The sequence below is a fragment of the Streptococcus massiliensis DSM 18628 genome, assembly GCF_000380065.1.
Classification (GTDB): Bacteria; Bacillota; Bacilli; order Lactobacillales; family Streptococcaceae; genus Streptococcus; species Streptococcus massiliensis.
Window position 1 is genome coordinate 1 of record NZ_KB904447.1, and the last position, 18,613, is coordinate 18,613.

21 protein-coding genes are annotated in these 18,613 nt (G+C 41.7%); 1 reads left to right on the forward strand and 20 read right to left on the reverse strand.

Annotated features, from left to right (window positions below):
- A partial coding sequence (locus A3I3_RS0109795) for an ISL3 family transposase (protein ID WP_018372507.1) occupies positions 1 to 240 on the forward strand: 240 nt, incomplete at its 5' end.
- Positions 241 to 546: 306 nt separating this feature from the next.
- Here the strand turns inward: A3I3_RS0109795 and A3I3_RS0109805 are convergent.
- From A3I3_RS0109805 to A3I3_RS0109900, 20 genes are all read right to left on the reverse strand, one after another.
- Positions 547 to 1,065, reverse strand: coding sequence for a hypothetical protein (locus A3I3_RS0109805; RefSeq protein ID WP_018372509.1), 519 nt, complete (start codon positions 1,063 to 1,065; stop codon positions 547 to 549).
- A 146-nt stretch (positions 1,066 to 1,211) separates the two neighbouring features.
- The gene (locus A3I3_RS0109810; protein WP_018372510.1) at positions 1,212 to 3,560 is read right to left on the reverse strand and encodes a CAP domain-containing protein; all 2,349 of its coding nucleotides are present in this window, start codon (positions 3,558 to 3,560) and stop codon (positions 1,212 to 1,214) included.
- A 117-nt stretch (positions 3,561 to 3,677) separates the two neighbouring features.
- Positions 3,678 to 4,394: a tRNA (guanosine(37)-N1)-methyltransferase TrmD gene (gene trmD / locus A3I3_RS0109815; protein ID WP_018372511.1), complete on the reverse strand. Its 717-nt coding sequence runs from the start codon at positions 4,392 to 4,394 to the stop codon at positions 3,678 to 3,680.
- Entirely contained in the window at positions 4,384 to 4,902 is a 519-nt protein-coding gene (gene rimM, locus A3I3_RS0109820; RefSeq protein ID WP_018372512.1) for a ribosome maturation factor RimM, read from the reverse strand. The genes trmD and rimM overlap by 11 nt, the downstream gene beginning before the upstream one ends.
- A 121-nt stretch (positions 4,903 to 5,023) precedes the next feature.
- Positions 5,024 to 6,676 (reverse strand): hypothetical protein, encoded by a 1,653-nt coding sequence (locus A3I3_RS0109825; RefSeq protein WP_018372513.1) that lies wholly within the window; start codon positions 6,674 to 6,676, stop codon positions 5,024 to 5,026.
- Positions 6,666 to 7,427, reverse strand: coding sequence for an ABC transporter ATP-binding protein (locus A3I3_RS0109830; protein ID WP_018372514.1), 762 nt, complete (start codon positions 7,425 to 7,427; stop codon positions 6,666 to 6,668). The genes A3I3_RS0109825 and A3I3_RS0109830 overlap by 11 nt, the downstream gene beginning before the upstream one ends.
- A 164-nt stretch (positions 7,428 to 7,591) precedes the next feature.
- Positions 7,592 to 8,140 (reverse strand): sugar O-acetyltransferase, encoded by a 549-nt coding sequence (locus tag A3I3_RS0109835; protein WP_018372515.1) that lies wholly within the window; start codon positions 8,138 to 8,140, stop codon positions 7,592 to 7,594.
- The gene (locus A3I3_RS0109840) at positions 8,124 to 8,954 is read right to left on the reverse strand and encodes a PRD domain-containing protein (protein ID WP_018372516.1); all 831 of its coding nucleotides are present in this window, start codon (positions 8,952 to 8,954) and stop codon (positions 8,124 to 8,126) included. The genes A3I3_RS0109835 and A3I3_RS0109840 overlap by 17 nt, the downstream gene beginning before the upstream one ends.
- Positions 8,941 to 9,726, reverse strand: a complete 786-nt coding sequence (locus tag A3I3_RS0109845; RefSeq protein WP_018372517.1) for a ribonuclease HII — start codon at positions 9,724 to 9,726, stop codon at positions 8,941 to 8,943. The genes A3I3_RS0109840 and A3I3_RS0109845 overlap by 14 nt, the downstream gene beginning before the upstream one ends.
- Positions 9,713 to 10,564 (reverse strand): ribosome biogenesis GTPase YlqF, encoded by an 852-nt coding sequence (gene ylqF / locus A3I3_RS0109850; protein ID WP_018372518.1) that lies wholly within the window; start codon positions 10,562 to 10,564, stop codon positions 9,713 to 9,715. The genes A3I3_RS0109845 and ylqF overlap by 14 nt, the downstream gene beginning before the upstream one ends.
- Before the next feature lie 114 nt (positions 10,565 to 10,678).
- Entirely contained in the window at positions 10,679 to 11,332 is a 654-nt protein-coding gene (phoU, locus tag A3I3_RS0109855; protein ID WP_018372519.1) for a phosphate signaling complex protein PhoU, read from the reverse strand.
- 18 nt (positions 11,333 to 11,350) lie between these two features.
- Entirely contained in the window at positions 11,351 to 12,109 is a 759-nt protein-coding gene (gene pstB, locus A3I3_RS0109860; RefSeq protein WP_018372520.1) for a phosphate ABC transporter ATP-binding protein PstB, read from the reverse strand.
- Between the two features lie 12 nt (positions 12,110 to 12,121).
- A complete protein-coding gene (gene pstB, locus A3I3_RS0109865) occupies positions 12,122 to 12,925 on the reverse strand; it encodes a phosphate ABC transporter ATP-binding protein PstB (RefSeq protein ID WP_018372521.1) in 804 nt (267 codons plus the stop codon).
- A gap of 8 nt (positions 12,926 to 12,933) precedes the next feature.
- Positions 12,934 to 13,824 (reverse strand): phosphate ABC transporter permease PstA, encoded by an 891-nt coding sequence (pstA, locus tag A3I3_RS0109870; RefSeq protein WP_018372522.1) that lies wholly within the window; start codon positions 13,822 to 13,824, stop codon positions 12,934 to 12,936.
- A complete protein-coding gene (pstC, locus tag A3I3_RS0109875) occupies positions 13,814 to 14,728 on the reverse strand; it encodes a phosphate ABC transporter permease subunit PstC (protein WP_018372523.1) in 915 nt (304 codons plus the stop codon). Before pstC ends, pstA begins: the two co-directional genes overlap by 11 nt.
- 9 nt (positions 14,729 to 14,737) lie before the next feature.
- A complete protein-coding gene (locus tag A3I3_RS0109880; protein ID WP_018372524.1) occupies positions 14,738 to 15,604 on the reverse strand; it encodes a phosphate ABC transporter substrate-binding protein PstS family protein in 867 nt (288 codons plus the stop codon).
- Between the two features lie 94 nt (positions 15,605 to 15,698).
- Positions 15,699 to 17,009: an RsmF rRNA methyltransferase first C-terminal domain-containing protein gene (locus A3I3_RS0109885; protein WP_018372525.1), complete on the reverse strand. Its 1,311-nt coding sequence runs from the start codon at positions 17,007 to 17,009 to the stop codon at positions 15,699 to 15,701.
- Positions 16,984 to 17,784: an inositol monophosphatase family protein gene (locus A3I3_RS0109890; RefSeq protein WP_018372526.1), complete on the reverse strand. Its 801-nt coding sequence runs from the start codon at positions 17,782 to 17,784 to the stop codon at positions 16,984 to 16,986. Before A3I3_RS0109890 ends, A3I3_RS0109885 begins: the two co-directional genes overlap by 26 nt.
- A complete protein-coding gene (locus A3I3_RS0109895) occupies positions 17,774 to 18,052 on the reverse strand; it encodes a UPF0223 family protein (RefSeq protein WP_026129790.1) in 279 nt (92 codons plus the stop codon). Before A3I3_RS0109895 ends, A3I3_RS0109890 begins: the two co-directional genes overlap by 11 nt.
- A 16-nt stretch (positions 18,053 to 18,068) precedes the next feature.
- Positions 18,069 to 18,467 (reverse strand): Spx/MgsR family RNA polymerase-binding regulatory protein, encoded by a 399-nt coding sequence (locus tag A3I3_RS0109900; protein WP_026129789.1) that lies wholly within the window; start codon positions 18,465 to 18,467, stop codon positions 18,069 to 18,071.
- Positions 18,468 to 18,613 lie beyond the last annotated feature (146 nt).

Sequence of the window (18,613 nt, forward strand, 5' to 3'; positions counted from 1 at the left end):
TCTTCTGTAAACCCTATCTTTCAGACTGTTTTTAAGACTTTTTTGAAAGAGAGGGACAAGATTATCAATGCTTTGGAACTTCCCTACTCAAATGCTAAGCTAGAGGCCACTAACAACCTTATCAAGGTTATCAAGCGCAACGCTTTCGGCTTTCGGAACTTTGACAACTTTAAAACTAGAATTCTCATCGCTTTAAATATCAAAAAGGAGAGAACCAATTCGGTTCTCTCCAGATCTTAGCTGACATCAACCCACTACAGTTGACAAAGAGCCTTTATTCGAATGAATTACAGCAAAAATATGTCTATTTTTTATTTAAAGCTATTCTCTATTAACGATTGTACTTGCCCTAATGGAATATTAAATATAATTCCATAAACAGACATTCCTAATAAGAGTATAGCTATGATAATACGTATTCCATAAAGAAACTTATTTCCAATCTTAGCTTTTTTAATTTTTATAATTATGTAGCTGTATATTAAAAATACAGTACATATGATAGCTAAAATATAATTTGGCAGTATACTCATAAAAATTTACCCTTTATTGACAAAATTTATTCCAAAATTTTACCCAACTGCCATATTCTTCTTTTTGATCCACATAAGCAAACGTTTTTTCATCATACCAATCATGATTAAGTATGTCTCCAATCGTTTCTGGAACAAAGAAATTGAAAAACTCTTTTTTTAATGAACTTCCATATTGTAAGTAATATGAACCCATCATCTTTATAAATTTTGTTTTCTTTACATCTTGTGGTCTATATACAAGTATTTCACCAACTTGACTAAAATCTGGACTAACTTCAAGAAAAACCAAGCTTAAATCGCTTTCCCTATAACCAAGGATAAAACTTCTAAATTTATATGATATTGTCCGAAGTACAGCAAAATTTGCTCCACCAATGTCCTCTGAATATGCATAAATGATTTTATATTCATTTCCAGATTCTACTTTTTTGTCGAAAATTTCACGCATAAGTTTTTTATTCTCAACGCTTTTAAATTTATCGAACTCAACTTCTTTTTTACTTCCTCCAAATAGTCCAAATAACCCCATTTTTACTCCTCCTATTTGCTCTATTTTAAGCATAGAATCAGCTAATAAATGATATATTATTTTTTAATCTGTTTAATAACACAAAATTTATAAAGAAATATGTTTATCTTTTCAACTTTCTTAGAACTTTAAACAACCAAGACTAACTATTCGTCTTCTTTTTTACGTTTTGCACCAGCTAAAAGTGTAGCAGCTCCAATCGCCATACCTGCCATTGCTAAACTGTCTGCTCTTGTTCCAGTATGTGGCAAAACTCTTGCTTTCCCTAACTCATTAGCATTTTCTTGTGTAGTCTTTTCCACTGTTCCATCAGATGAAGTTGCGTTCTCTCCAGCAGTATCACCCTGATTTTGCCCCGAAACACCACCACCTGCTGCTCCTCGTCCTCCGGCAAAACGAAGTGAACGGAAGTCTGTTTGAGCTAGTTCTGGATGCAATTCAAGATAACGTGCTCTCAATGCTTCGTGATTGGCTTGAAGATTAGCTAACTGAGCCAATAAATCAGATAAATTAAGCTGTTCTCCCTTTAATAAATCCTTTTTAGTAACTAAACTTGACTTGTTATTTTCAAGACTTGTTTTGGCTTGAGTAAGATTTTTATCAGCGTTTTGTAAAGTTCCTACACGTTCTTTCTTGGCAGCAACATTCTGTTTAGCAGCTGCTAGTTCTTGTTCAGCAGCTGCAACATTTTGATTAGCAGTCTCCAACGCTGCTTGGAAGTTAGTTAATTTACTTTGCTCTTGGGCAAGATTAGCCTGTGCGGCTTGTAAGGCTTGACGTTGCGGGATAAGGCTTGCCTCAATTTTTGCTAATGCTTGTTCATATATTTCTTTACTAGAAACCAGTTGCTTTTGAGCCGCTTGCAATTTATTTTCTGCAACGATAACATTGGCCTGTGCAGTTTGAACAGCCTTGTTACTATTATCTAGAGCTGTAGCAGTCGATGCAGCAGAATTTTTAAGATTTGATAGTTGATTTAACTGTTGGCTCTGTTGATTTCTAAGGTTCGCCAACTGGTTATTTAAAGCGGTGAGATTTACATTAGCATTAGCGTTAGCAATATAATTACGTAAAGCACGCTCATAATCCGCAACTGTCATATAAAGACCAGACTGAAGTCCTGCTTGTAAATCGTTGCGGTAAAAGAAACCAGTTTCTTGAATGGCTTGACCTCGTGAGTCATAACCAGCAGAGATTGTATTAAATTTGCTGCCCATCATTTGAAGATAGTGGCCAACCTTCGCAAACTCACTAGCGCCCATCTTTGAAAAGGCCTCGTTCGCATCAATTTTTGTTTCGTCCGTTGGTAAACCATACTGACCTGCAATCCGTTGATATTCTGCTTTCTCATTGTGCCAGAAATCAACCCCGCCTTGAATGGTATTAAAAGCGGCAAGATTTTCATTTCCGAAGTACTTAAACATGTGTGGATTTGACCAGTCGCCAGCATTTACTTTATTAGCAAAATATTTGGTTTGAACATGACTTTCTGCATTTCTTCTGAGGTCAACCAAAAGTTCTGGCAGACCTGCTTGAACACGGTAACGATTGACAGCCTTTATAATCTCAATTGCTTTGAGGGCATTCTCAATAGAAGCTGGACTTCCTGCTTCGGTTCCAACATTGATTCCATCTTCGTTAGCTGCTCTAGAATAAGTTGCATTTGCATTTTCCAATAATTGTTTAGCAGCTGGTACATCAAGTGAGGCTAAAAATCCAGTATAACCAGCGTCTTTTAAAACTGACTGATTTTGTGTGTTACGCTGTGCCTGAGCAACTTCTGCCTCTTTTGCTGAAATCTGATTTTGGAGTTCCTTTAAAGAAGACTCGAGTTGGGCAATCTGATCATTTTGATTTGCTTGATTGGTAGCTTGTTCCTGTGCTGACTGTTGTGCTGCAGCCAATTCTGCTTGACGAGTAGCTAAAGTTTCAGATGCTGCTTGTTCATCTGCTTGTGCTTTTTCATAAGCTGCTTTTTCTGTAGAAACTGAGCTAGAAGCACGGTCTAAATCGTTCTGTGCTTGATTTACTGCAGCTTGTTTTTCAGCAACTTTAGACTCCTGTTCTGCTACTTGTTCTTGGGCAGTTTTCTGCTCTGTTTTAGCTGTTTCAAGAGCTGTATCTTTATCGATTACTTGTGTGAGTGCAGTCGAAACATCCCTTTGAGCTGTTTCGATATTTTCTGGAGTTGCCTCCTCTTTGGTTTTCTCTGCATCAGTTACTGCATTTTCAGCAGTTGTCACATCTTTTTGAGCTTGTTCAACATCGCTTTGTGCTTTGTCTACCACCTTTTGCTGCCCATCTACCTTTGTTTGTGCTTTGTCAACTTGGACAGCTGACTGTTCAAGTTGGTCAAGTGTCAAGTTTTTTGATTTTGTTTCTTCTTTCTTGGATTGAATGGACAGATCATCTGCTTTTGCGGGGGTTACTGCACCAGATACCAAAGCTGCGGCTGCAACGCTGGTCGCAACGACTGACTTACTTACTCTCTTCATAAAATTCTCCTATTCTAATATCTAATTTTCTAACTTTTATTTTACACTTTTTATAACAAAAAAGCCATTGATAATTCATATCCTTTTATGACGAATCAATGACATTTTTGTAACGAATCATATTTTTTGTTTAATTTGCTCTAACATTTTTTGTGATTCATCCGTAAAATCATAATTTTCTAGCAGGTCAGGTCTGCGCTCATAGGTTTTTTTGAGACTTTGATAAAGCCGCCACTTGCGGATATTTTCATGATGACCGCTCATCAGCACCTCAGGCACCTGCATGCCACGGTAGTCGTAGGGACGCGTGTACTGAGGATATTCCAAAAGCCCAGATGAAAAGCTGTCATCCGTGTGACTGGCTTCCTTGCCAATCACCTCTGGAATCAAGCGCACAGTCGCATCAATCATGGTCATAGCAGCCAGCTCGCCGCCCGTCAAGACATAGTCACCCAGCGAAATCTCATCGGTTACCAAGGTCTTAATCCGCTCGTCGTAGCCCTCGTAGTGCCCACAGATGAAAATGAGCTCTTCTTCCTGTGCCAGCTCTTCCGCGTAGCCTTGGTCAAAAGTCCGCCCAGCGGGATCCAGCAAAATCACCCGCGGCTGCTGTTTTTCAATCTTATCAATGGTATCAAAAATCGGCTGCGCTCGCAGCAGCATGCCCTGCCCGCCACCGTAGGGCTCATCGTCAACATGCCGCGCCTTTTCAGCATTCTCGCGGAAATTGTGATAATGGATGTCGAGCAGCCCCTTGTCGCGCGCCTTGCCCACTATCGAGTGCTCCAAGGGAGCAAACATTTCTGGAAAGAGGGTTAAAATATCAATTTTCATCGTCAAGTCCCTCTGGAATTTCCACATCGACACGCTTCTTAGCCACATCAACCTTCAAGACAACAGGCGGAATGTAAGGCAGCAACAAATCACGCTTGCCCTTGCGCTTGACCACCCAGACATCATTGGCACCGGGCTGGAGAATTTCCTTAATCGTCCCCAGCAGCACATCATGCTCATAAACCTCAAGCCCGATAATTTCATGGTAATAAAATTCGCCCTCATCTAGGTCGGACAAATCTTCTGTCGCCACTTTCAGACTGTGGTCGCGGTATTTTTCAATATCATTGATGTGGTACATCCCCCTAAATTTGACAATATCAAAATTTTTGACCTTGCGGTGGCTAGCAATCTCCACATCCATGACAAATTGGTCCTGTTTATCAAAAAGCGCTAGCTTACTGCCTTTTTTGAAGCGCTCCTCTGCAAAATCCGTCACTGACAAAACCCGCATTTCGCCCTGCAAGCCCTGTGTATTAACGATTTTCCCAACATTCAAATAATCCATTTTTTCTCCAAACACACGATTTATCCTGTTTATTTTATCATGTTTACTGCATTTTCTCAAGGTGCCCTGTTGTTAAAAATAAAAGGAGCTAGAAGGATCAACTTCTAACTCCTTATGATGATTACTCTTGAATGCTTGCAACAAAAGGTTTAAATTTATATATATGGACGAAAAGGGACAAACCAATCGTCACCAGCAACAAAAGAATGAATACAGCGTAGGACAAGGCTGTCGGTGCTAATAGTGCTAAGGCGCCTGAACCAACAATCAGCGCGATGCCCAAAATAAGAACTACTATCATCTGCAAAGTACGCATCGTGCTCGTTTCACGAGTAAAGAGCTCTGTAACATTACTCCAGTTAGAAACAAAGAGCTTATGATCACGTTTATAAAGGTGAACGCTTGTTATATAGGCAGAAATGAACCAACCCACATTGATAAATAGGGTTTGATACCATGGCGCTCCCATCCAAATCCCCATTGCAATAAACAAAAGGATTGGTAAGGTTGCTTGAATGGCAAACAGTATCCAAAATTTAAGAGTCAAAAAGTATCGCATATCAAAGGGTAATACTTTTAGATAGTCAAAGTTTTCTCTTTCCAATGAAATCCCAACCGCCATGAGAGACTGGCTGCTATTCATTGCACCAAAGGCAAGACCAGCAACGAAGAATGGCAAGATCATTGTTGGATGGCTATGTAAAATCATCTGCACTCTATCTCCCTTTTGGAGCAGAGGAATAAGAAAACCACTAGCAAATATGAAAGGAAGAAGAGCAGCCATCAAGACTGTTTGCGCCAAAATGGACCCTTCACTTACCAGCCCCCATTGATAAGACCAAACAAAGTTAGCAAAACTTTTTGAACCGTCGTGTCTTCTAGTTTTTGCCTTCCCCACTCGCTTCTTCACAGAAACAATATTTGATGTCTCAGCAGCGGCTTGGTAAAATTCTTTAGCGACTTTATATTTAAGCAAGAATGCTATCGCAGCAGAAACAAGCAGCCAACCTAAAAGGTTCAATAAAGTACTTGCCGCAAATGGATTTGCTGCTATATCGTAAAAAATTCGTGCTGGAGGAAAAGTAACTCCTACCGTTGTAATGTCATCTGTTGCCAAATGAGCATTGTTTGAGAAATTCACATAAAAAATAGCACCGATCATCATTAAAGTTGATAAACCGACTAAAACATTTGTCCAGAACTTTTTATGTTGTCGAAAAAGTGATGTTTTTGTAAAACTGTGAACAAGAACAACCGTTCCACCCAAAGTAACTGTAATTAGCAAGAAAATAGAAATCAAAACTTCAGGAATGGCCAAAAGAATATTGTTTCCCAATTTGACTTGCAAAAGAACAAATAGTCCTATAATTGGAAATAGGGCAATGATCATCGTCAGCAGAACTGACACACTTTTCCCAAGAAGGACCTCCCCCTCCGTAAAAGCTAAAGGCATGTAAGATTCCAAGTCTTTACTTTCGTAGAAGACGTTGTAAAAGGAAAGAAAACCTTGCGACAGACCAAAAAGAGCAAAGAAGAGAATCATATTACTAAAAAGTCCGGGACTTTTCTCATAAGGGTTTAACGCTCCCATACCAACGAAAAGAAAAACATAGAGCGCTGCACCAAATAAATGCGGCATTGCAATTTTTCGTCCAATGTCTATTTTGCGGTTTGGATTTTTGAGTTGTTGCTTTCGCCATTTCGCTAAGCTAGCTGGTTGAGCAGTGTATATCAGATTAGTATTCACTAGTTTCTTGACTGCACTAAGCCTCATACTCTTCACCTCCCTGCTGTAATTCTACTTCTTCTTTACGTCCAGCTAAGCCTAAGTAAATGCTTTCAAGACTATCATTTGGATGCAAAGCTTTTAACTCATCAATGGTTCCATAATAAATAAGCTGACCTTTTTTAAGAATAGCAATGCGATCACAAAGCTGTTCTGCCACTTCTAAAACGTGGGTTGAAAAGAGAACAGTATTTCCTTCATCAGCATGTCGGCGCATTAACTGCTTTAAGTCATAAGCTGCCTGTGGGTCCAGCCCTGTCAGTGGTTCATCTAAAACCCAAATATCAGGATTGGACAGTAGAGCACCAATGACAAACACTTTTTGTCGCATTCCGTGTGAAAAGCTCTCAATTACTTCATAACGGTGCTCTGAAAAGTCAAAAAGCTCCATCAACTCGATCATCCTTTTCTCACAAACAGACGACTCCATTTCATAAGAAGTTGCCAATAATTCCCAAAATTCGTTTGCAGTCAGGCGTAAAAAGAGATCCGGTGTATCTGCTACATAACCAATTTTTTTCTTAATCGCTAGACGATTGCTACTCAAAGGTTGACCGTCAACGATTACCTCACCATACGTCGGCTGAATGACCGAAACTAACGATTTTATTGTGGTAGACTTTCCGGCACCATTGTGACCAATCAAACCAACAATTTCACCTTCATTGATTTGTAGATTCAAATTATCCAGTGCAGTTTTATCACCGTACATCTTTGTCACACCTTGAAATTCAATCATTCTAAGCATCTCCTGTCATTTTGTATTATTACATTAGTTTAATGTTATTATAGCACTTTTGATTTATAATGTTAAGCGTTTTTATAAAATTATTATAAAAAACTCCCTGTTTATGCGAACAAGGAGTCAAGTTCTTAAAAAGCTATTCTTTACAAAAATTGAATTTATAATTTTTTAATAATCCGTGCTGGATTTCCACCCAAAACCAGATTATTTCCAAATGATTTGGTCACAACCGCTCCAGCACCAACTACAACATTGTCTCCTAAAGTCACACCGGGAAGAATAGTCACATTGCCGCCAGCCCAGAAATTGTCCCCGATAGTGATTGGAGCTCCATATTCTAAACCAGAGATGCGCTCCTGTGCGTCTAGTGGATGCAAGGGGGTGAGGAGCTGAACCCCCGGACCAAACATAGCGTTTTCTCCAATTCGGATTTCACAAATATCCAAAAAGATGCAATTAAAATTCGCATAGAAATTTTCACCAACATGAATATTACTTCCATAGTCACAAGAAAAACTAGGTTCTATGTAAAAATTTTCACCCGTTGTTCCAAACCATTCTTTGATGATTACTTTACGTTTATTACTATCATATTCGTGATTGAACTGCCACTGCAGATCACGTGATCTCTGGCGTAAATCATGTAATTCAGGATCAGACGGCTTATAGTACTGCCCCGCCAGCATTCTTTCATATTCCGTGTTCATCTTTTTTCCTCCTAATACGTGATAGGTGAATGGTTAGATATAGTTGCTCATCGTCAGAAGTTTGGTAATTTCTTGTTTGTTGTAAATAGGCCGCTATTCTTTGTGTTGTTTGATAAGCAAGAGGATATTTGACTTGCATCATAGAAAACAGTTCATTATCTTCTAGATCATGCTGAGCGTGATTTGTCAGTACGCGTTCACAGAAAAATTTCAAATGCGTCATAAAGCGTTCAACATAGATATCGTCAGTATCTAGAGGAATTTCTAGACCGTACTTGACAATTGTCAATATTTCTTCCATTAACATGGTTAAATCTCTAGCAGCAGCTCCATTATCAAGTTCAGCATTTACAATTGTCAATGTAATAAAACCCGCTTCATCCAAAGGCATATCAATTCCGAGATATTTCCCAAGAAGCTCGCTAGCAAACTTCCCTACTTCAAACTCTGTTGCAAAAAAGCGCTTGATGTCCCACATAAGGAAATTTTTTAGAAAAATACCATCTCGTACACGTATCTCTACACCATGTAAGTGATCTGCCAAGGCAACGAACAAGGTATCATTTAATTTTTTATTCAATAAGGCAGTTGCACGATTAACAATCTTATCTGCCATTTCCATGATTTCAGGTGAAATCTCTGACAATAGGACTTTTTCATTACCTGAAAGGACATACTTCTTTTCAATCAAGTCCTGCGGAACTTCATCATTTACTTTTCGTCCAAAAGCCAGTCCTCGACCCATAAGAATGATTTCTCGTCCCTCTTCTTCTGATATAACAACATTATTATTTAATATTTTATTGATAATCATTTGTAACCTGCTTTATCATAGACTTGACCGGCTCAAAAGTTGTTCGATGAATGGGTGTGATGCCGTATTTTTCTAAGCCAGCCAGATGTGCTTGTGTGCCGTAGCCAGCGTTTTGAGCAAAATCGTAGCCGGGGTAGACCCCGTCAAAGTCTGTCATCATCTTGTCTCGCGTCACTTTGGCAACGATAGATGCCGCCGCAATGGACAGACTGTTGGCGTCGCCCTTGATAATCGATTGCTGCGGCAGCGCAATTTCTAGCTCCATAGCATCAATCAAGAGATAGTCCGGCTGGGGTTTGAGCTGCACCAAGGCCTCTTGCATGGCTAATTTTGTCGCTTGATAGATATTGACTTGGTCGATGATTTGATTGCCAATGACACCGACCCCAATAGCGAGTGCCGCTTCTTGGACAGCTCGGTAGATTTCCTCGTGCTTCTTTTTGGGAATTTTCTTGCTGTCATTGAGTCCCTTGATTTTACAGTTTCTAGGCAGAATGACCGCTGCTGCGACAACGGGACCCGCCAGCGGACCACGTCCGACCTCGTCAATTCCAGCGATGAGTTCGTAGCCTTGAGCGTACAAATCCTTTTCGTAGCGCAGCATGGTTTCTAAGCGTGCGTCTTCGTCAAGCGCAGCTTGAATTTCTCGCTTGCGCTGCTGAATTGCCTTTTGCACACCTGCTCTGCTATCTTCCAAAAACTCCGCAAAAATCGGACTGTCCAGACTGCTCGCTGTCGCTAACAAATCCTTGATTTCCTTAATCGTCGGCATCCAAATCCTCCAGCCTATCCAGCGTGTAACGACCTAACTTGCCGTCGCGGACTTCCTTGACAAAGAGGCTGTAAAAGCGGTCATAATCATCACGAAAGCCGAGATTGCGGGTCATTTCCATGATGATTTCTGGCGCCTCTTCCTCCAAATTCATCCGCTTAAAGCGCGCTGCCAGCTCCTCAGGATAATATTGTTTGAAAAAGTTGATACCAAAAATCGTCACTTCGTCCATGGGCAGAAGATTGTCCTTGATAGCGCCCGTCAAAGCCAACTTTAAAGCGACACTTTCATCTTCAAACTTGGGCCAGAGAATTCCCGGTGTGTCCAAAATCTCCAAATCCTTGTTGCTCCTCAGCCATTGTTGCCCCTTGGTAACGCCCGGTCTATTGCCTGTGACTGCAATTTTCTTGCCAGCCAAGCGGTTCATCAGCGTTGATTTACCAGCATTGGGAATGCCGATAATCATGGTACGCAAGGTTTCAATTTGAATGCCGCGTTCTTTTTGCCGCTGCAATTTATCTTTCATCAGATCCTTGGCTGCGTCTGTCACCTTTTTGACCGTCACCTGTTCTTTTGAGTTTATGACAAGTGTCTTCATTCCCTGCGCCTCAAAATAAGCTCTCCACTCCTTGGTCAGACTTTCATCAGCCAAGTCCACTTTATTGAGAATGAGGAGCTTGGGCTTGTCACCAACAATTTTTGTCAGCATCGGATTTTGACTAGACAAAGGCAGCCTTGCATCCACCAAAACGGTCACAAAATCCACAAATTTAATATTTTCCTGCACCTGTCGCCTCGCCTTGGACATATGCCCCGGAAACCATTGAATACTTGTCATAAACCTTCTTCTCCTTGTAAACTTGCTTAAAAACGCTACCACTATTTTACCATATTTTAACCACTTTCGGTAGCTGGATAAAAGGACCAAGATTTATCATCTCAGTCCTTTTTCTTATAATTCTACAATTTTTCCTGTCTCAAAGTAGATAACCCACTCACAAATATTTTTAGCGTAATCGCCAATTCGCTCAAGAAAGGCGATAACCTGAAAATAATCACGACCTGCGATAATAGCGTCAGGATTTTCACGAATTGCCTGAGTAGCAGCTTCACGAATTTTATCAAAATAGTCATTGATTTTTTCATCTTGTGCAGCTACTTCATATGCCTTTTCTGCATCGCCACTAAGATAAATATCAAGAGTTGCTTCGACCAGATTTTTGACATCACGTCCCATCTGCTTAATCATTTCTTCCACTTCTTGGATTCGCTCTTCACCTTTCATATTAATGGTTGCCCGAGCAATAGATACCGCATGGTCACCCATTCGTTCCAAATCATTACTTGCCTTAAGAACAGTGATAACAGTACGTAAATCTTGTGATACCGGCTGTTGGAGGGCAATAATTTCCAAAGATTTCTTTTCTAACTTAACTTCGTAACTATTAACTTTTTCATCATCACTAATCACTTCTTGAGCAAGTTCTCGATCATGGCTGACAAAAGCACGTACTGTACGATTAATTTGTGACAATACCTCATTTCCCATAGCATAGAATTGATTATGCAATTTTTCTAATTCTTCTTCAAATTGTGATCTAAGCATATAATTTCCTTTCTTGTTTTAACCAAATTTCCCTGTAATATAATCTTCAGTCTCTTGTCTTTGTGGATTGAGGAACATCTCTTTAGTGAGATTATATTCTATTAGATTTCCGTCCAAAAAGAAACCAGTACGGTCTGAAATCCGCGACGCCTGCTGCATAGAGCGTGTCACTAAAATCATGGTGTACTTATCCTTGAGACCGTAGAGCGTCTCTTCAATCTTACCCGCAGAAATCGGGTCAAGCGCCGAAGTCGGCTCGTCCAAAAGTAGAATTTTCGGGTCTGTGGCAAGGATACGCCCGATACAAACCCGCTGCTGCTGCCCACCTGACAAGCCCAGAGCAGAGTCATGCAAGCGATCTTTGACCTCATCCCAGATTGATGCTCCTTTAAGGGAATATTCTACCGCTTCGTCCAAGACTTGCTTGTCCTTGACGCCCTTGAGGCGAAGTCCGTAGACGACATTTTCATAGATAGACATAGGAAAGGGATTGGGCTGTTGGAAAACCATGCCGATTTCCTTGCGCAATTCCACCACATCCGTCCGCGGACTGTAAATATTGTGACCGTTGTAGCTGATTGAGCCGGTCAGGGTCACTTCTGGATTGAGCTCGCCCATGCGGTTGACCGAGCGAATAAGGGTTGATTTCCCTGAGCCTGACGGTCCGATGAGGGCCGTAATTTCATTTGGATAAAAATCAATGGAGACTTCATCGAGAGCTTTTTTATTATTGTAATAAACAGATAAGTCTCTGACTTGTAAAATAGGTTCTGTCATCCTCTTTCCTTTCTATCCAAAACGACCTGACACATAATCACTGGTTGACTGCAATTTCGCACTTTGGAAAATATTTTTGGTTTTATCGTATTCAATCAAGTCGCCCAGATAAAAGAAGGCAGTGTAATCGCTAGCGCGGGCTGCTTGCTCCATGCTGTGGGTCACAATGATAATCGTGTAATTCCTTTTCAACTCAGCCATGGTCTCCTCCAGCTGCATGGTAGCAATGGGGTCCAAAGCCGAAGCAGGCTCGTCCATTAGGAGAATATCAGGCTTGACCGAGATTGCACGAGCGATACAAAGGCGCTGCTGCTGCCCACCTGACAAGGTCAGAGCGGACTTGTGCAAATCGTCCTTGACTTGATTCCACAGGGCCGCTTGCTTCAGCGAAGTTTCAACGATTTCATCCAGCACTTTTTTATCCTTAACACCTGCGCGCTCATGGGCAAAGGTGATATTTTTATAGATTGATTTGGCAAAAGGATTTGGACGCTGAAAAACCATACCGATGTGCTTACGCATTTCATAGACATTGATTTCTGGACGGTTGATGTCAATTCCCTCGTACCAAATTTCGCCCGTTACCTTGGCAATATCAATGGTATCATTCATCCGATTGAGGCTGCGCAGGTAGGTTGATTTTCCTGAACCAGACGGCCCAATCAAGGCTGTGATTTTATTTTTTTCAAACTGCATATCAACGCCTTTAATCGACTCGTTAGTCCCGTAGTAAACATGTAAATCCGTGGTCGATAAGGCGACTTTTTCCTCTGGAAGAGTAATGATATGCTTTTCATCCCAATTATATTTTGACATGATTGCTCCTATTTTTTAGCAGATGTTAATTTGGCGTGTAATTTGTTTCCGATTGTGCGAGCCGACAGGTTGAAAATCAGAATAAAAATCAAGAGAACGGCTGCACTACCAGCTGATACGGCAACAGCATCAGGAATGGTTCCCTCACTATTGACCTTCCAAATATGCACAGCAAGTGACTCTGCCTGACGGAAAATAGAGATTGGGCTGGTGACGCTGAAAATATTCCAGTTTGACCAGTCAAGAGCTGGCGCAGATTGACCAGCCGTGTAGATAAGGGCTGCTGCTTCACCAAAGATACGCCCTGATGCCAGCACAATCCCTGTAATAATTCCCGGCAGCGCTTCTGGCACAACAACATGCAGCACGGTTTCCCAGCGAGAAATTCCCAATGCCAAACCAGCCTCACGCTGGGTATGATGAACCGTCCGCAAGCTGTCCTCGATATTGCGCGTCATTTGTGGCAGATTGAAGACCGTCAAGGCAAGCGCCCCAGAAATAATGGAAAAACCATACTGGAACTGCACAACGAAAATCAAATAACCAAAGAGCCCCACGACGACTGACGGCAGTGAAGACAAAATCTCAATACAAGAGCGGACAAAACTGGTCACACGCCCTTTTTTGGCATATTCTGCCAGATAAATCCCTGCTCCCAGCGACAAAGGAATGGAAATAATCAAAGTGATAACCAGCAGGAAAAATGAATTGTAGAGCTGGATACCAATCCCACCGCCCGCTTGATAGGAAGAGGATTTTCCCGTCAAGAAATGCCAAGATACATGAGGAATACCTCGCACTAAAATATAGAGGATTAAAGAGGCAAGAATGGTCACTATGATACCCGCAATCGCATACAGAATACCAGTAGCTAATTTATCTGTTTTTTTAGCGTTCATAGTTTCTCTTACCCTCTCTTGTGATAAATTTAATAGCGGAATTAAAGGCTAGACTCATCAGGAGCAAAACCATGGCAAGCGACCAGAGGACATTGTTATCAACCGTTCCCATGACCGTATTTCCAATCCCCATAGTCAAAATAGATGTCAGAGTGGAAGCTGGCGTCGTCAAAGATGTCGGGATGACAGCTGAGTTTCCGACTACCATTTGAATAGCCAAGGCTTCACCAAAAGCACGAGCCATACCGAAGACCACTGCCGTGAAAATTCCAGACTTGGCTGCGTTCAAGATAACCCGCCAAATTGTCTGCCAGCGAGTGGCTCCCATAGCGTAAGAGGCTTCGCGATAATGGCGCGGCACAGCGCGCAGCGCGTCCGTCGTCATAAAGGTTACAGTCGGTAAAATCATAACAAAGAGGACGAAAATCCCTGATAAAATCCCGAAACCTGTCCCGCCAAAAATGGAGCGAACAAAGGGCACGACCACCTGCAAACCGATGAAACCATACACAACCGAAGGAATGCCGACCAAAAGCTCAATGGCTGGCTGGAGAATCCGCGCTCCCTTAGGAGAGACTTCTGTCATAAAGACGGCTGCACCAATGGCAAAAGGTGTCGCAATCAAGGCGGATAAAATGGTTACGATAAAGGAACCGAGAATCATCGGTAGAGCGCCATATTCCTTGGCGGACGGCTTCCAAGTTTGCCCAAATAAGAAGCTAAAAACATTGACTTTGTTGACCGTGAACGTCGAAACACCCTTTGAAATGACAAAAATCAAAATCATAAAGACGATAAAGACAATCAAGCTCAGACTGAGGAGCGTGATTGACTTACCGAATTTTTCTAATCTGGAGTTTTTTGAAGGTGATACCAGTTTCTTGGCTAGTTCTTGATTTTTCATAATTCTCCCTTACTTAGGCGTCACATTGCCGTTAGCGTCCTTGCTGACTTTCATATCGTTAATGGGAATGTATCCCATGCCCGTAATAACACCTTTTTGTACATCGTCTGATAAAATATATTCTAAGAAATCTTTGGTCAATTCGGTCGGCTCACCCTTGGTATACATGTGCTCATAAGACCAAAGTGGCCAGTTATTGGTCGTTACATTTTCAGCTGTCGGCTTGTAGCCATTGAGCTGAATGGTTTTGACCGTCTTGTCCACATAGGCAAAAGCCAGATAAGAAATCGCTCCCGGTGTTTGAGCAACGATTGACTTGACCATACCGTTTGAATCCTGCTCTTGGCTCTGAATGGCACTCTTGCCCTTCATAACCGTCGTATCGAAAGTCGCACGCGAGCCTGAGCTAGCTGCACGGTTGATAATAGAAATCTCCAAATCTTTCCCACCTAGCTGCTTCCAGTTGGTAATCTTACCCGTGAAAATCTGACGGAGCTGGTCTAAGGTGATATTTTTGACATTGACCTCTTTGTTGACAATGACAGCCAGACCCGCCACGGCAACTTGGTGGTCGACCAGCTTAGAGGCGTCAATTCCTGATTTTTCCTCAGCAAAAACGTCACTGTTACCAATTTGCACCGCGCCAGACTGCACCTGTGACAGGCCCGTTCCTGACCCGCCACCTTGAACATTGACGATCTTGCCAACATTTGCAGCAGAAAAGTCATCAGCCGCTGCTTCGACCAGAGGCTGGAGCGCTGTTGACCCCACCGACGTAATTGACTCACCGCGGTCAATCCAAGCGGCACAGGCGGTTAAACTACTACTAGCTAAGAGGAAAAGTAAGGCCAAACCCAACTTGCGATTAAACTTCATTTTAATTATCCTTTTTCATAAATCAATATAAATTCGCTTGTATTCAGTAGTCCTACTATAACACAAGATAAAGCTCTTGCATAGCATTAAGCCTTTAATTAGATTGAAAACGTAGCCCTTTAGGAAAACTATTTTTCAAAGTGCCAGACACTAGCTTAGCAAAGCCAAGACCATTGCCATTCACTAGAATCTGGTACCAACCATTTGGTAAATCTTTATCCAAATTTATGGTCTCACCCGCTACGTACTGATAAAATTGTTGCTCATTCAGTTTAAGGTTATTAACGGTCTCATTTGCTTGCAAAGCCAAACCCAGAGCAAAACTCGGCTCAAAGCGTTTTTTCTTAAAAGTGCCCAGATGAAGTCCGTTGCGAGCAATTTTCAGCTTGCTGATATCTGGCAGCCCCTGCGGCACAAGATAAAGCTGGTCGCCGAAAGTCTGCAAGGTTCCTACTAGCTCTGTTTTCAGATGTTTCTGAGCAAAATCTTGCCAGAGCTGCTTTTGCTCGTTCGTCAGATTGGAACGCAGAGGCTTGATTTTCTTGCTGACATTCTGTCCCCTAAAGCGAAACTTAGCCACAAACTGCCCCTCACCCTTGAAACGATGTGGGTACATGCGCGCAGTCTGGGGAAAGCCGATACCTTCCACCATGCCGTTTATCTTGGAAATGTCTAGCAGCTCCAAATCATACTCTTCTAAGAGCCAAGCGACGATTTCTTCATTTTCCTCTGGCGCCCAAGTGCAGGTCGAATACACCAAATAAGCTCCGTCTGCCAACATAGTAATAGCATCCGCCAAAATCTCTTTTTGCAGCGCCGCACACTCCGTCGGATAAATCTCACTCCAATAATCCATGGCTTCTGGCTGCTTACGAAACATGCCCTCACCCGAACAAGGCGCATCTAGCACAATCAAATCAAAATATCCCTGAAAAACCTGAGCTAGGCGCTCAGCGGATTCGTTAGTAACCAGCACATTTCTGGCGCCGAAGCGCTCGATGTTTTCCACCAAAATCTTGCTGCGCTTGCTGCTGATTTCATTTGACACCAAAAGTCCGGTATTTCCTAAGTAGGACAAGAGATGAGTGGACTTTCCACCTGGCGCTGCTGCCAAGTCTAAGACTTTCATCCCTTTTTGTGGCTGAGCGACCTGCCCCACGATTTGAGCGGCGGGTTCTTGTGAATAAACCAAGCCTGTCACATGCTCGGGAGACTTACCAGAAATCTTGCCATAATACCCCCAAGGCGTTTGAGGAATAGGATCAGGGAAAGCTTGCTGAGCTGCTTTTAAAGGATTAAGCCTAAAAGCTGCTATCGGTTCGTTCTCAAAACTAGCAAAGAAATCTGAACTTTCTGCACCTAACAGTTCTTGATATTTATCACGAAAGTCTTGTGGCAAATTCACTCGTCATCTCCTTGTGTGATTTCAAATAATTCAGAAATTCTTCCTGCATACAATGAGGTACCATCATGATTGCTTGTTGACTCTGAAAATTCGGTTTATCTCCATTTAAGGTTAAAGTTACATAACCCAACTTTTCCCCCATAATACTAGCTGCGGCGTAATCCCAAGGACAGATACAAGTAAAATAAGCCAGTAATTTCCCAGTAAGTACTCGACTAAAAGAGATCGCCGCTGAACCATAAACACGAACGCCCAAACTTTTGGCAGCTAAATCGGCTAAACCCCATTGATTTTTTTCAAACATTCCTGCATTAATGGACAAGAGCGACATTTTTAGCTCACTACTGGTAAAAGTTGGCAGAATTTGTTCATTGCAATAAACAGGAAATTCGCCACCACCATAAAGCAACTGGTCAGCCATTACATCGTAAATAAGACCAAACTGCCCTACTCCCTTCTCAAAATACGCGACCATAACTGCAAAATCAGAATGCTGAACGATAAAATTAGTGGTGCCATCAATTGGATCAATGACCCAAACATTCCCATCTGAAATATCATGCCGCACACCGTCTTCTTCAGCTAAAATGTGATCAGCTGGATAACATTTTTGAATTTTCTCAATCAAACTTTGTTGAACCTGCCGATCCATTTGAGTCACTAAATCTGTCTGACTAGTCTTTTGTGAAATATTCAACTCGTCTAGGCGATGTGTCCTCAAAAATTCACCTGCTTCCAAGACAATTTGCTTGGCAAATGCTAATTTATTTTTCAAGAGAAAACCGTCCCTTCTCCTTTTCTTTTGCTGCTTGCACAGCACGATAAAGCGAGTAACCACTGCTTTTTTCAAACTCGCGTCCAATTCGTTTTTCTTCTGCTTTGCTTGGGACAACCTGTTTGAAAGCGGCGTAATTTGCAAGCAGCTTTTCGGCTAACACATTTGTCTCGTACGCAGCTTCCACATCATTCAAAAAAGAGAGCACCGAAGCAAGCTCTTCAGTGCTCCACGATAAATCTAGTGGGTAACTATAATTTTCTTTCATCTCAATCAATATTTCTTTAAATTTCAGCACGCAAGGTGGCTGCCTTTAACTCCTGCTTACGATAGTCACGCGGTAAAAAAGCTCGAATCTCATCTTCGTTAAAACCAATCTGCATTCGTCTATCATCTAGAATAATTGGCCGCCGTAAAAGACTTGGATTCTCTTCAATCAGCTTCAAAAGCTCTGAGACTGATAAATCCTCAACGTCCACATTTAATTTCTGAAAAATTTTCGACCGAACAGAAATGATGTCATCGGTCCCATTTTCCGTTAAAGCGAGAATATTGCGCAACTCATCATTCGACAAAGGACTGGTCATAATATTATGTTCTAAAAAAGGAACTTCGTGGTCGGTTAGCCAAGACCTCGCCTTGCGGCAACTAGTACAACTTGGGGATAAGAATAACGTAATCATAGATTTCTCTTCTTATTTCTTTTTAATCTACTTTATTATACTAGATTTTCCTGCTCTTGGCTAGGATTTTTAAGAAAAAGCTTCATAGAATTGTAATGAACATGGAAAAATGTTAAAATTATGAGAAGAGACTAGCGTAAAATATG

What these genes read in the sequence shown, in the direction of transcription:
- A3I3_RS0109805 (WP_018372509.1), bottom strand. Translation starts at nt 1,065, where the DNA reads ATGGGGTTATTTGGACTATTTGGAGGAAGTAAAAAAGAAGTTGAGTTC.
- A3I3_RS0109810 (WP_018372510.1), bottom strand. Translation starts at nt 3,560, where the DNA reads ATGAAGAGAGTAAGTAAGTCAGTCGTTGCGACCAGCGTTGCAGCCGCA.
- trmD (WP_018372511.1), bottom strand. Translation starts at nt 4,394, where the DNA reads ATGAAAATTGATATTTTAACCCTCTTTCCAGAAATGTTTGCTCCCTTG.
- rimM (WP_018372512.1), bottom strand. Translation starts at nt 4,902, where the DNA reads ATGGATTATTTGAATGTTGGGAAAATCGTTAATACACAGGGCTTGCAG.
- A3I3_RS0109825 (WP_018372513.1), bottom strand. Translation starts at nt 6,676, where the DNA reads ATGAGGCTTAGTGCAGTCAAGAAACTAGTGAATACTAATCTGATATAC.
- A3I3_RS0109830 (WP_018372514.1), bottom strand. Translation starts at nt 7,427, where the DNA reads ATGATTGAATTTCAAGGTGTGACAAAGATGTACGGTGATAAAACTGCA.
- A3I3_RS0109835 (WP_018372515.1), bottom strand. Translation starts at nt 8,140, where the DNA reads ATGAACACGGAATATGAAAGAATGCTGGCGGGGCAGTACTATAAGCCG.
- A3I3_RS0109840 (WP_018372516.1), bottom strand. Translation starts at nt 8,954, where the DNA reads ATGATTATCAATAAAATATTAAATAATAATGTTGTTATATCAGAAGAA.
- A3I3_RS0109845 (WP_018372517.1), bottom strand. Translation starts at nt 9,726, where the DNA reads ATGCCGACGATTAAGGAAATCAAGGATTTGTTAGCGACAGCGAGCAGT.
- ylqF (WP_018372518.1), bottom strand. Translation starts at nt 10,564, where the DNA reads ATGACAAGTATTCAATGGTTTCCGGGGCATATGTCCAAGGCGAGGCGA.
- phoU (WP_018372519.1), bottom strand. Translation starts at nt 11,332, where the DNA reads ATGCTTAGATCACAATTTGAAGAAGAATTAGAAAAATTGCATAATCAA.
- pstB (WP_018372520.1), bottom strand. Translation starts at nt 12,109, where the DNA reads ATGACAGAACCTATTTTACAAGTCAGAGACTTATCTGTTTATTACAAT.
- pstB (WP_018372521.1), bottom strand. Translation starts at nt 12,925, where the DNA reads ATGTCAAAATATAATTGGGATGAAAAGCATATCATTACTCTTCCAGAG.
- pstA (WP_018372522.1), bottom strand. Translation starts at nt 13,824, where the DNA reads ATGAACGCTAAAAAAACAGATAAATTAGCTACTGGTATTCTGTATGCG.
- pstC (WP_018372523.1), bottom strand. Translation starts at nt 14,728, where the DNA reads ATGAAAAATCAAGAACTAGCCAAGAAACTGGTATCACCTTCAAAAAAC.
- A3I3_RS0109880 (WP_018372524.1), bottom strand. Translation starts at nt 15,604, where the DNA reads ATGAAGTTTAATCGCAAGTTGGGTTTGGCCTTACTTTTCCTCTTAGCT.
- A3I3_RS0109895 (WP_026129790.1), bottom strand. Translation starts at nt 18,052, where the DNA reads ATGAAAGAAAATTATAGTTACCCACTAGATTTATCGTGGAGCACTGAA.
- A3I3_RS0109900 (WP_026129789.1), bottom strand. Translation starts at nt 18,467, where the DNA reads ATGATTACGTTATTCTTATCCCCAAGTTGTACTAGTTGCCGCAAGGCG.